At 42.0% G+C, this 12,817-nt stretch carries 13 protein-coding genes; 6 read left to right on the forward strand and 7 right to left on the reverse strand.

Annotation, left to right across the window (positions count from 1 at the left end; translation table 11 throughout):
* Positions 1–2 precede the first annotated feature (2 nt).
* The 4 genes from uvrB to MKZ10_RS16995 form a co-directional block, all read right to left on the reverse strand.
* Positions 3–1,985, reverse strand: coding sequence for an excinuclease ABC subunit UvrB (uvrB, locus tag MKZ10_RS16980; RefSeq protein WP_342506191.1), 1,983 nt, complete (start codon positions 1,983–1,985; stop codon positions 3–5).
* Between the two features lie 140 nt (positions 1,986–2,125).
* Positions 2,126–2,362 carry an IDEAL domain-containing protein gene (locus MKZ10_RS16985; protein ID WP_342506193.1) on the reverse strand — a complete coding sequence of 79 codons (237 nt, stop codon included), beginning with the start codon at positions 2,360–2,362 and terminating at the stop codon, positions 2,126–2,128.
* 146 nt (positions 2,363–2,508) lie between these two features.
* A complete protein-coding gene (locus MKZ10_RS16990) occupies positions 2,509–3,720 on the reverse strand; it encodes an ABC transporter permease (protein WP_342506196.1) in 1,212 nt (403 codons plus the stop codon).
* On the reverse strand, positions 3,713–4,453 hold the full coding sequence (locus MKZ10_RS16995) for an ABC transporter ATP-binding protein (protein ID WP_342506197.1): 741 nt from the start codon (positions 4,451–4,453) through the stop codon (positions 3,713–3,715). Before MKZ10_RS16995 ends, MKZ10_RS16990 begins: the two co-directional genes overlap by 8 nt.
* 249 nt (positions 4,454–4,702) lie before the next feature.
* Between MKZ10_RS16995 and MKZ10_RS17000 the strand changes: the two genes are divergently transcribed.
* The 5 genes from MKZ10_RS17000 to MKZ10_RS17020 all read left to right on the forward strand — a co-directional run bounded on the left by MKZ10_RS17000 (position 4,703) and on the right by MKZ10_RS17020 (position 7,355).
* Complete coding sequence (locus MKZ10_RS17000) at positions 4,703–5,137, forward strand: HIT family protein (RefSeq protein ID WP_342506198.1); 435 nt, start codon at positions 4,703–4,705, stop codon at positions 5,135–5,137.
* Positions 5,138–5,241: 104 nt separating this feature from the next.
* Positions 5,242–5,790 (forward strand): tryptophan transporter, encoded by a 549-nt coding sequence (locus MKZ10_RS17005; RefSeq protein WP_342506199.1) that lies wholly within the window; start codon positions 5,242–5,244, stop codon positions 5,788–5,790.
* Positions 5,791–5,963: 173 nt separating this feature from the next.
* Positions 5,964–6,326, forward strand: a complete 363-nt coding sequence (locus MKZ10_RS17010; RefSeq protein ID WP_342506200.1) for a YtxH domain-containing protein — start codon at positions 5,964–5,966, stop codon at positions 6,324–6,326.
* 183 nt (positions 6,327–6,509) lie between these two features.
* The gene (locus MKZ10_RS17015) at positions 6,510–7,109 is read left to right on the forward strand and encodes an HTH-type transcriptional regulator Hpr (RefSeq protein ID WP_342506201.1); all 600 of its coding nucleotides are present in this window, start codon (positions 6,510–6,512) and stop codon (positions 7,107–7,109) included.
* 60 nt (positions 7,110–7,169) lie between these two features.
* Entirely contained in the window at positions 7,170–7,355 is a 186-nt protein-coding gene (locus tag MKZ10_RS17020; RefSeq protein WP_203248685.1) for a hypothetical protein, read from the forward strand.
* Between the two features lie 328 nt (positions 7,356–7,683).
* Here MKZ10_RS17020 and MKZ10_RS17025 read toward each other — a convergent pair whose 3' ends face one another.
* The gene (locus tag MKZ10_RS17025; RefSeq protein ID WP_192598653.1) at positions 7,684–7,776 is read right to left on the reverse strand and encodes a YjcZ family sporulation protein; all 93 of its coding nucleotides are present in this window, start codon (positions 7,774–7,776) and stop codon (positions 7,684–7,686) included.
* Between the two features lie 145 nt (positions 7,777–7,921).
* Between MKZ10_RS17025 and MKZ10_RS17030 the strand changes: the two genes are divergently transcribed.
* Complete coding sequence (locus tag MKZ10_RS17030; protein WP_342506208.1) at positions 7,922–8,794, forward strand: peptidylprolyl isomerase; 873 nt, start codon at positions 7,922–7,924, stop codon at positions 8,792–8,794.
* 187 nt (positions 8,795–8,981) lie between these two features.
* Here the strand turns inward: MKZ10_RS17030 and yhaM are convergent, their stop codons facing one another.
* The gene (gene yhaM, locus MKZ10_RS17035; RefSeq protein WP_342506209.1) at positions 8,982–9,920 is read right to left on the reverse strand and encodes a 3'-5' exoribonuclease YhaM; all 939 of its coding nucleotides are present in this window, start codon (positions 9,918–9,920) and stop codon (positions 8,982–8,984) included.
* Positions 9,917–12,817: an AAA family ATPase gene (locus MKZ10_RS17040; protein WP_342506211.1), complete on the reverse strand. Its 2,901-nt coding sequence runs from the start codon at positions 12,815–12,817 to the stop codon at positions 9,917–9,919. The genes yhaM and MKZ10_RS17040 overlap by 4 nt, the downstream gene beginning before the upstream one ends.

A 12,817-nucleotide genomic window follows, 5' to 3' on the forward strand; every position in this document is an offset into this window, starting at 1 on the left:
CCTCACCTTTCAACCTTCAGTTCCAGAATCGTATCTCTTAGCTCCGCAGCCCGTTCGAAGTCAAGCGCTTTCGCTGCTTCTTTCATCTCTTTTTCTAACGTGGCAACAAGCGTTGTTTTTTCGTCCTTTGTCAGCTTCTTACCTTTTGTTACCTTGTCAAAATAAGATACGACTTCTTCAGCTACTTGTGTTGCACGAATGACTTCACGAATTTCTTTTTTAATGGTCGTTGGTGTAATACCATGCTTGTCATTGTAAGTTTTTTGAATAGCTCGACGCCGATCCGTTTCATCAATCGCCTTCGTCATTGAGTCCGTCATTCGATCCGCGTACATGATGACATGACCGTTGGAGTTACGCGCCGCCCGACCAATTGTCTGGATCAGCGCACGTTCAGAACGGAGGAAACCTTCCTTATCTGCATCAAGAATCGTCACAAGTGACACTTCCGGAATATCAATTCCTTCTCTTAGCAAGTTAATCCCGATAAGGACATCATAAGTACCCATACGCAACTCACGAATAATTTCGATACGCTCCAATGTCTTAATTTCCGAATGAAGGTACTGTACTTTAATGCCAATATCCTTTAAATAATCGGTCAAATCCTCCGACATCTTCTTCGTCAATGTCGTGATGAGAACACGCTCATTTTTCTTCGTTCGTTCATTTATTTCATCAATTAAGTCATCGATTTGTCCTTCAATCGGACGGACATCGATTGTCGGGTCAAGGAGCCCCGTTGGACGGATAATTTGCTCAATCATTTCAGGTGTATGCTCGATTTCATAAGGACCCGGGGTCGCCGAAACGTAAATGGCTTCTTTGACATGCCCCTCAAACTCCGTAAATGTCAGTGGTCGATTATCAAGCGCAGATGGTAATCGAAAACCGTGTTCCACAAGGACATTTTTACGCGCCTGGTCACCATTAAACATACCCCTAATTTGCGGTAACGACACATGACTTTCATCGACAACGATTAGAAAATCGTCAGGGAAATAGTCAAGTAGCGTATATGGGGTCGCGCCAGCTGGACGTAATGTTAAATGACGCGAGTAGTTTTCAATGCCTGAACAAAAGCCCATTTCCCGCATCATTTCAAGATCATAGCGTGTCCGCTGTTCAAGGCGCTGTGCTTCTAATAGCTTGTCATTGCCACGTAATTCCTTCAATCGTTCTTCTAGTTCTGCTTCAATATTATCAATTGCTTGGACCATCTTTTCTTCACGTGTGACGAAGTGGGAGGCAGGGAAAATCGCAATATGATCACGTTCACCAAGAATTTCTCCTGTGAGTGCGTCCACTTCACGAATTCGATCGATTTCATCACCAAAAAATTCAATACGCATACAATGCACATCACGAGATGCTGGGAAAATCTCCACAACATCGCCTCTAACACGGAATGTCCCGCGCGTGAAGCTAACATCATTTCGTTCATATTGGACATCGACAAATTTTCGTAGCAATTCGTTGCGCCCGATTTCCATCCCTGTGCGTAATGACACGACGAGCTCGCGGTATTCCTCTGGTGAACCCAGGCCATAAATACAGGATACGGATGCAACGATTAAAACATCATTACGCTCAAATAACGCAGATGTTGCGGAGTGCCGAAGCTTGTCAATTTCATCATTGATACTGGCATCTTTTTCGATAAATGTGTCCGTGTGTGGTACATAGGCTTCTGGTTGGTAGTAATCATAATAGCTGACGAAATACTCGACGGCATTGTCTGGGAAAAACTCTTTGAATTCACTATATAATTGACCTGCTAACGTTTTGTTATGGGCGATGACGAGGGTAGGTTTATTGATTTCCTTCACGACATTCGATACCGTGAATGTTTTCCCTGTCCCAGTCGCACCAAGTAGTGTCTGGTGCTTTTCGCCTTTGTCAAGTCCTTCTAACAATTTAGCAATTGCATAAGGCTGATCGCCTTGAGGTGTATAAGGGGCTTGCAAGTTAAATTTTCGAACCATAGTGGTCATGCCCTCCCAATGAAGAATTAGTTTCATTTTATCACATCTGGTTAATTTTCACGAATAAAAACGAACGTACGTTTTTCGACACAATAAAAAAACGCCGCATGCTCAACTCCATGCGGCGTTTTTACTCTTTTTCAATTAGCTTCTTCTAATTTTTTAAGGCTTTCTGTGTACTTTAGAAATGCCTGTTCGTCACGACTGTCAAGCGAAAGATCAATCAATCCCATGAGTCGTTCCATTGTTTGTTGCCGGTGAATATGGTTTAGGAATAGGTCCATGTAAATGTCATTCAACAGTTTTTCCGCTTGGAGTGAAGAACTATTTTTCCCAACGGCTTTTAAAAACTCTGCATATGAATAATTATTTTCCATCTCACTCACCCCGATGCCTTTTATTTATTATATCTACTTTCCGGGGTAAGTTGCAAGGTTTTTGGGAATATTCTATTTTAATTTTATATACTGGGAAGAGGTCAACAAAAAAAAGCCGCCCCAATCAATCATCGGAACGGCTTCCTTCAATCAAATTCTTTCTTTTCCCCCGTCAAACGGATTGTTGCTTCTGAAATGATAACAACGACTGCTCCTATCAAAAAAGGTGTTGTGGCTATTCCATAAAGTAACAGTGCAGTAACCGTAACGACTGTTGCCTGAATCCATTGTACTGAGCGAACCAGCCGCTTAATTGCTGCGGGACGTGTATCTTCTGTTTCAGGAAATAGCATATCCATCCGGAATTCATCTCCCGCACGCAACGCATGAATCAACTGCACCGCCGAAGCAAATGCTAGTGCTCCAGAAAAAACGAAGACAACAATTGGAAATGGAATGAATAATGCACCTAGCGCGGACAAAGCCGTCAGCCTTACCCACAGCCAAAAAATATCATCCGTTCGGATAAACGTCCGTCTAATAAGGTATGCCTGTGGCACAGTTTGTCCAAATTTTGGTTTATCGAATAAGAAACCAATCCAGCCTCTTCGACTGACAGAGCCTTTTAAATGGGGAACATCCGTGAAATAGTTCGCAAAACGGTAAAATCGCATCATTCGATTCTGTTCTAGTTCGATAAAGTGATCATATGGGAACGGTTTTTCTTTCTTCTGTTTCGCCCAATGAAAGCTATACAAGCCTAGTAATACAGCAATAACTGGGAGGAGCAGCATATTTCCAACAAGTCCATTGAAAATGAATAGCCCTGCCAATACAAACCGAATCACCCGGTCTCCCCAAACATTTCTTCCCTCACGCGCATGCCGGAAATTATATTCAATGACAACAAATCCCCGCTTAAGGAGTACCATTAGAATGGCAATAGCTACAAATTCTGTCCTTGTGCCTGTCCCCGTGGCAGCCAATAATGGCCAGGCGACAATATATAGTAGTAACGGTAAAGGCAACTGCGAGAAAAACGTCCAGCGCAACGATTGTGTAACATACATCTCGAGTTTATTTTCAAGAGGTAAAAAATAAACTGTATCCGCTGGCTTCAACAGCGTCACCGGTGCCGAAAAAACGAGTGCAGCCCCAAGTACAATAGCTGTCAGCAATGCCGCTGGAAAATCTGCTGGTACTTCTTTCAGCCATTCACTGTAGGCGTAGCCACCTGCTCCAATTGTAAAAACGAAAACAATAGCCAAATGACCTGTAAATACATACTTCAAATACTTTTGGAGTTCAGTTATATAATGGACGAACCGAGACCCCCATATTTCACGTAAATTATTCATTGTCGGCTTCCTCTGTCATCGCAATATACAAATCATCCAACGATGCACCCGGGCGTCCGAACGCTTTTCGCAAATCGTCCATCGTTCCTTCTGCGCGCACCCGTCCGTCATGCAATAAGATAATTCTGTCGCAATACTTTTCCGCCGTTGATAAAACATGCGTTGACATGAGAACTGAAGCTCCACTGTCTTTGCGTTCCGTCATCTGTTCAAGTAGTGACTTAATACCGATGGGGTCCAAACCTACGAATGGCTCGTCAATAATGTATAACGAAGGATTGACAAGGAATGCACACATAATCATTACTTTTTGCCGCATCCCTTTTGAAAAATGTGCCGGGAACCAGTTCAAACGCTTTTCCATCCGAAATTCATGCAATAAGATTTCTGAACGCGCTTCAAATACTTCTTTGTCCACCCCATAGGCCATCGCTGTTAACTCCAGATGTTCGCGCAGTGTCAGCTCCTCGTAGAGAATTGGCGTTTCAGGAATATACGTGAACGCCTTGCGATAGGTTTCAGGGTCTTCACTAAATGTCACGCCATTGACACGGATTTCGCCGCTATGTGGATTCATCAATCCAATAATATGTTTAATAGTCGTACTTTTACCGGCTCCATTTAGGCCGATTAAACCAACAAGCTCACCATTTCCAATGTTAAATGATAAATCATGCAGGACAGGTTTACGTGTATAGCCGCCAGTTACATCTTTCATATCTAAAATTGTCATGTCCATCCCCCATTCATCTTGCTCTAGTTTAACAAAAAATGTTTTAAAATGCTTTTCCACTCATCTGCTGATTCAAGATCAATCACGCCTCGGCGTGATTGCGTCCGGATTTTTTTCGAGCTTGCTCGAAAAGCCCCCCCTAAAAATCCGTGACATCCGCCGGAGGCTTAACTTGAATCAGCAGAGGCCTTCTGCTGATTCAAGTTAAATTATGCTACACTTGTCTCATTAATGAAAGGAAGTGCCAAAATGACTGCATGTATTTTTTGTAAAATCATTGAAGGAACCATTCCGAGCATGAAAGTATATGAGGACGATCATGTCTATGCCTTCATGGATATTATGCCCGCCTCGAAAGGACATGTCCTACTCGTTCCCAAAACACATTGTGAAAACATCTATGATATGACAGAACAGCAAGCGTCACAACTATTTGCGGTTGCACCTAAAATTGCTAATGCTATCCAAGCTGAATTCAATCCTAAAGGCATGAACCTACTACAAAACAATGGCGCTTTTGCCGGACAAGCCGTATTCCATTTCCACCTGCACTTTATCCCACGTTACGACGAAGCGGATGGCTTCAATTTGGCTGTTAAAACAAATGACACAGCCTATACTGCTGAACAAATCACAGAATTTTCCGTAGGTATTCGTGGAAAACTAGGAATCCAAGCTTGCTAACTGACTGAATATAATGTATGATTCATAGTAAGTTTTTCGCTGTCGATCACGAGGATACGTCAGGAAAAACTCATAATACTAGTCGAGTTGAGGAGAGATGAGAAATGAATACGAAAAATCTTGTGTTAATGGCGTTGTTGGTCGCGGTAGGTGCTGCATTGTATTTAATCATTCCAGGTTACGGTGAAGGTATGAAGCCCGATTTCATGCTAACGATGATGTTTATCGGTATATTACTTTTCCCACAAACAAAGAATGTATTTTTACTAGCTGTCACAACGGGCGTGATATCTGGTCTATTCTCCAGTTTCCCTGGTGGTTTCGTCCCTAATATCGTTGACAAATTTGTCACTGCATTTGTGATTTATGCCCTTGTTATTACATTTAAAAAGTTCACTGGTAACATGATAGCTACAACTATCATGACTGGCATAGGAACTATTCTATCAGGTAGTATTTTCCTATCAGTTGCACTTTTTCTTCTTGGTGTAACAATCCCTGGATTTGCATCTCCTATGGTAGCTTTCACAACATTATTCGTAGCCGTTGTCCTTCCGGCAATCGCTATGAATTGTATCGCATTTTTCATCATCTATCCGATTGTCAAAGGCTTGATGAAGCGAACTTCATTCAAAACAGTATTATCCAATTAATAGCCATCTACAAGCTTTCCGCAATTTACGCGGAAAGTTTTTTTATTTTTTACTACATCCTCCGGCAAGTTTCACTGATGAAAGTTTCAGTTCTGGATTGCCCAGATTGCGCTTCCATGTTTTAATAATGATATAAGATAAATACTATTCACTAAGAAAGGAGTGCCTTCCAAATGAAAGCATCTACATTTTTCCTCGGACTCGTGGCAGGCTCTGTTGCAGCCGCAGTAACCGTACTATATTCGGCTCCTCAATCGGGAAACGAACTGCGAAAAACCGTTAAAAACGCAACAACTGATATGAAAAGCAAATTTCAAGACGTCAAAGGCTGCGTCGATGATTTGAAGGATTCCATCGCCCACCTAACGAAGGAAGCCAAAGAAGCCATTCCAGTTGCAATTGACGGCATTAAAGGCTCTGTTGAACAATGGCAACAAGCAACTGAACCGAACAAGGAACGAATGGAAAAAGAAATTGCGGCTATTCAAAAAGCACTTGAAGAGCTTGAACAATCACTTGCTGCACAACAAAAATGATTCAACTGGTTATCCATATCTACTTGGATAACCTTTTTTATTAATAAAAAATCTGTGACATCCGGTCGGAATTCTGGTTCCATTTGAGCTCAGATAAAAGTTTTTTTGCAATTCTTACTTTTCTCTTCTTTGCTTTCCTGCTATAATAAAAGAAATGAAGCTAACTAGAAAGAAGGTGACTCTGTGCCAGAACAAAAGTTTTCCCAAAAGGACGCAATGATTTTCAGCCAACGCGTTGCACAAATGTCAAAAGCGCTTTGGAAAGCAGTCGAAAAAGATTGGCAGAATTGGATCAAACCTTATGATTTGAATATTAATGAGCACCATATTTTATGGATTTCATACCATCTTCAGGCTGCCACAATTTCTGATATCGCTAAATTTGGAGTCATGCATGTCTCAACTGCATTTAACTTCTCGAAAAAACTAGAACAACGCGGATACTTAGTCTTCTACAAAAAAGATGAAGATCGACGTAATACATATGTTTCCGTAACAGCAGAAGGAGAGAGACTGCTCCTTGAAATGAATGATAATTATTTTAACTCAGAACGAGATATTTTAGAGGGTTCGCTCCCTATTAAGGAGCTTTACGGGAAATTCCCTGAGTTTCTTGAAGTAAAATCCGTGATTCGTAATATTTACGGGGAAGATTTCATGGAGATTTTCGAACAAGGCTTTAAAAATCTTGAAAACTCGTTTGATAACCAACGAGAGGCGTCTCCAACGGATCAACAGAGAGAAAGTAACCCATCACTCTCTACTCCTTCCGATGAAAAATAATTTCTTTTCATACAGTCTTCTGCTATGATTACCTTGTTAAGTTGAAGGGGAGGAATGGACTTGATCCTTGTAATAACAATTCTGTTCTCATTATTTTACTTGTTCCAAATCAATAAGATGACATATGCGCTATGTGAATCACGGGAAATTCCCGAGGAGAAGCAGCCGAAGATCTATAAAACGGTTAACATTCTTGTCACCATTTTGATTTTATCTTTCTATGTCGAAATCCTATTGAATGTCTAAAAATAATGCATACAGAAAAGTCCATTCCCTTTTTCGGGAAATGGACTTTTTACATTGTTTAGGCCTCTTGGTATCAATTACGCCCCGGCGTAATTGCGTCGGGATTTTGAATTGTGCATATCTAAGTGCCTTAATTTCTGCAAAAAACGCAGAAACACGGCAAATCGAACCCTTTGCTGTTCAATTCACAATTAACTCTCCTCAAAATCCCTGACATCCGCCGGAGGCTTAACTTGAATCAGCAGGGAGTTTGGACTCCCTCAGATTGAAATACTTTCTGGCTTTCATCCCGCCACTTATGGAAGTGGCGGACTTCTGCTGAATCATGTTAATACAGGAAGGCTGCACCGACAATGATTAGTAAGATGAACAACACAACAATCAACGCGAAGCCCGAAGAACCTTGGTTATATCCGCTCATTGGAGCACCCCCTCTCTCTCTCTGTATCCTATGCATCACTTTTGTGCTGTTATAGGCAAATTCTCTGGGGGAACCTTTTTGTTTTCGATGCGTTTTTATGATATAGTGTCTACTGTTGCACATAAAAGTTAGGGGAGAATTTAAAATGAAAAAAACTGTTTTGGCACTTACAATGGCCGCATCTGTTCTTGCACTTTCAGCATGTAGTGATAAAAATACCACTGATGAAGCAATTATCACTTCTAAAATTGGTGATATTACAAAAAATGAATTTTATGAAGAAATGAAAAGCGCAGGTGGCGAACAAGTCCTTCTACAAATGACTGTCGAGAAGGTACTTAACGATAAATATAGCGTTTCGGACCAAGACGTTGAAGATAAGTTTAAAGAAATTGAAGAACAGTATGGTGAAAGCCTTGACATGGTCCTTGCTCAACAAGGTCTAACAAAGGAAACCCTCAAAAAACAACTTCGATTTGAGCTGTTAAATAACAAAGCAGTTACTGAAGATATCGAAGTAACCGCTGAAGAAATTGCAAATCACGTAAAAGAACTCAACACCGAATTACATGTTAGACATATTTTAGTTGAAGATGAAGAAACAGCACTTGAAGTGACCAAAAAGCTTGAAGGCGGAGCAGACTTTTCCGATCTTGCAAAAGAATTTTCAACTGACCCAGGTTCTAAAGATAACGGTGGCGAATACGAATGGTTTGGTTTCGGCAAGATGGTTCCAGAATTTTGGACTGCTGCTTACAATTTAGAGCCTAGCCAAATTAGCGAGCCTGTACAATCATCACACGGGTTTCACGTCATCGAAACACTTGGCAAGCGCGATGTTGAAAAAGATAAAGAAGCAAAAGTAGATGAAGACCAAATCCGTCAACAACTAGCTCTTGAAAAAGCGGGCGAAAACGCTGCCTTCGAAAAAGTTGCACAATTGATTAAAGAAGCAGATATTAAAGTAAAAGATACAGATTTAAAAGCTGTTTTAGACATTTTCAAGGATAAAGAATAATATTTTCCGCATATAGAAAGGGCTATCCGGAAAGTCAGTGAAAACTGATTTCCTGGATAGCCCTTTCTTCATATCTATTGAATAAAAGAATCTTCCGAACAACGCTCGGCGCTTGCGGATGCCTCCCGCTGTAAGGCGCCTTCGCTGAAGAGTAGACAAAAACCACAAGTTTACTTTGTATTGATTGTTACTCAAAAGATGGTTTATAAAATGAACGATTATCAAGCGGGAAGATTCGCTCTGTGAATTCACCTGGCTCAGTTTTCCCTAGCGCACGATCTAACATATTCATCTTCGCATCGATATTGTCGATGTAGTGAAGAATTTCCGCCTCTTTCAGCATCGGTCGTTTCGGGCTTCCCCATTCTTCCTTGCCGTGGTGAGACAATACCATATGTTGCAACAGCATGACTTCCTCACCTACGATTTCAAGTTCATCTGCCGCTTTCGATATTTCATTGACCATTATCGTAATATGACCAAGGAGATTCCCTTCGATTGTATATTGCGTAGCGATTGGCCCAGACAGCTCAATGACTTTCCCAACGTCATGCAAAATGATGCCTGCATACAGCAAATCCTTATTAAGTGACGGATACAGATCCGCCAATGCTTTTCCTAGTTTAAGCATTGATACGACATGATCAATAAGCCCTGACACATAATCATGATGATTTTTTGTCGCTGCCGGGTAAGTCATGAAAGCCGTCTGGTGCTTTTTCAATAAATGGCGGGTAATTCGTTGAATATGCGGATTTTGCATTTCAAAGAAATACTGCATTAATTCCTCATACAATACTTCCTTACTTTTAGCAGATGAAGGAACGAGGTCAGCAATTGTTATGCCTTCATCCTCTTTAATGGGACGGATGCTTTTAATACGCAATTGATTTTTACCACGGTATTCATGTAATTCGCCACCTACTTTTACAATTGTCGCTGCAGCATACGTCTTTGCCAGCTCATCTGTTGTATCCCACAGCTTTGCTTCAATATCACTACTCTTATCCTGCAAAATTAGTGTCATAAATGGGCTACCTTGCGTCGTAACTCCTTTTATAGATTGCTTGATAAGCAAATAGATATCTAGCGGCTCTCCTACTTTATAATCTGTCAGCTTTTTCATAAAATATTTACCTCCTGTTCGCTTCCGATGTCGGAAACGTTTACTATTGTTGCATCCTGCCAGCGTTCCGTCATTTCTTTATGGCAGGTGAAATAAATGAACTGGTGACGCTGTTGTAGTTGATTGAGTAATTCAATCATACGCGAAAGTCGCTGTCCGTCAAAGTGGACGAATGGATCATCCATAATCATTGGAAATGGTGCTGTCTCTAGTATAGAAGCAGCCAATGCCAAACGCAGTGCAATATAAGCCTGCTCCTTTGTCGCTTGACTTAGCTCTATAATCGGATAACGCATTCCATCGACAGCTACTACCTCGAAATAACCAGTCCCCGTCACAATTAGCGATTCATATCGCCCACCTGTTAGCTCACAAAATAATTTTTCTGCAACGGTAAGCACCTCTGGTAGCTTTTTTTCCTTCAATTCCACCATCGTCCGCCTAATAGCCTCGGCAATCGCTTTGCGCTTAGACCATTGTTTTGCAAGTTCAGCGAGCTCGGCCTTTTTCATTTCAAATAATTGAAGTTTGCGTCCATAGGTTTCATCCGTTAGTAAATGATTTGTTTTATGAACGAGGCTCGCTTGTTCATTGATGAGTTCCTTGAGTTTTTCATCGACTACCAACTGCGCGTTATCGTTGTCAGACAGCTGCGTTACTACATTCTCCTCAGTCATTCCTTCTGGCACTTCCATAGTTCCATGCACATTCAGTTGTAGCTGTGTATCATTCAACTGCTCAGTCAGTCTTCCAACTTCCTGCACGATATGATTTGCTGCGTAAAATGCTTCGACCGTTTCGACCCCTGCTTCAACGAGTAATTGCTGAATTCGGTCTTGTAGCCTATCCGCTAGCTCAGTTGCTTCACCTAACATGTCTTTCTTATGCTTAGTGTTCACTTGCCATGATTTGAAGCTTTCCGTTTGTTCCTTTAACTGCACAAATTCCCTTCTAAGCATCTCATATAATGCTGCTTGTGGCACGCTTTTTCGCAGTACTTTTTCAACTTCCTGCACACGAATGGAGATATTGTTTTGCGTTATTTTTTGTCCACTATTAATTTCTTCGATTTCCCTCGTTACTTCTTGAATTTGGCGAATGGAGCGCAATAATTCTGGAATAATTTCAGCTGATGGCAAACGTTCAAAACCGTACTCTTGTAAAAATTGACCCAGCTGATTTTCCAACTGTCTTCTATCGTCATGACCGTTATCGAGCTCCTGTACAAAGACCTGATGCTTGCGTTCAAGCTCATCAAAAGTCTGCTGCAGCCCCTCTTTTTCCCGTCGAGCACCTGCAATACGTTCCATCAGCTGCTCCATTTGCTGTTCTTGCCCTTCATACAAGGCGACGAGACGTTCCATCTCCTGCATTTTCAGTGCATCACCGGCTTGTGAGCCTTGACGCTTCCACAAAAATACACCAGCTAGCCCACAAACAGCTCCTAGTATGATAATAAGCCATTCTTTTTGAATAAAACCAATGAGCATACACGCGATAGCTAACACAACTAGCAAGGTAGGCATAACAACTACATTGTTAGCCCGTTGCCGTCCCCCCATCGCCACATAAGCTTTCGCCTCCGCGAGCTGCTGGCGAATGGTAGGCCATTGCTGGACACGCTCCAATTCCTCCGGCGAAGCCGCTGTTTGTTGTAGGTCGTGGAGTTTTGTTTTAACTACAACTAAATCATTTTCCAGTTGTGCAAGCTGACGCTCTGAATAGCCGATTTGCTGTTCACATGCTGCGAGGTCGGCTAATAGACGATGGATCTCTTCCTCCTTCTGTAAGGAGACATTCGCTTGCAGAAGCCGTTGCTCTGCCCGTTCGCCCTGTACACCTAATCTCCCCATCAAGCGGCTTTTCACATCCGTTAAACGCTTTAATTCATCTGTGGCAGACCTCATTGCCACACACCAACCATGCCACTCCGCCTCTTTTGCCAATAAAATCTCACTATCCACCAAACGATTAGCCGCCTGCTGCTCCGGCATTGTTGCCGTTAACTGTGCCAGTTCTTCTGACAATCTCCGCTTTGTTGCATCCGCTTCCGTCCATTTATCAACCAGCGCCTCATAACGTCGGATACCGTCTACTGGAAAATCAGTTACATGCAATTGCACTAACTTTGCTTCAAGAGCCACTTTCTTCTGATGTAAAGGGAGAAGCTGTCGTGTAATCGCTAGCTGCCCTGCCTGTTGCTGAAGTGTTTCGCGTCGTGCATATAAATCCTTCGATTGCGTGTCGATTTCTTGCAGTCGTTGAATTGCTGGTGCATACTCTGCCACTTTCCCTTGGGCATCTTTTAACTCCATTTCCAGCTCACGCAGTTCCATCATCTTGACATTCATCTCTGGAATTTTCCCAGACTTTTTGAACAGCTCCGCCATCTCTTTGTCCATTCTTTTTTCAAGCTGCAATAAGGATTCTACACCCGTCGTCCCCGAGGCAAGCAGCGTTCGACTCAGCTCTTCCTCGTCCATCTTGTCGAAGCCTTGTAGCTGCAACAAGGAAAATGAAAAGATTGATTCAAACGATGCTCGATCATATTGGCGCAGCAATATACTAAGTTCTTGTTCGCCACCCGTTGTTCCGTCTTCAAAATGGACAGTGACATCACCAGCTGATTTCCCACGAACACGTTCAACGATACATTTGCCGTATCTTTCATCTACTACATGCACTTGTCCGCCATACTTGCCGCCTGATTTTGGTTCATAGCGTAGCAAGGTACTATTTTTCTGCGGGAAGCCAAAAAGGATATGCAGGATGAATTGCTGGATTGTTGTTTTTCCAGCCTCATTCTTCCCATATAAAACCGTCATACCTAAGCCAAAATCGATTGCGGCATTGTCATGTTTGCCAAATCCATAAATGATTAGCTTATCAATTTTCAT

It is taken from the genome of Sporosarcina sp. FSL K6-2383 (assembly GCF_038618305.1).
In the GTDB taxonomy this organism is placed as follows: domain Bacteria; phylum Bacillota; class Bacilli; order Bacillales_A; family Planococcaceae; genus Sporosarcina.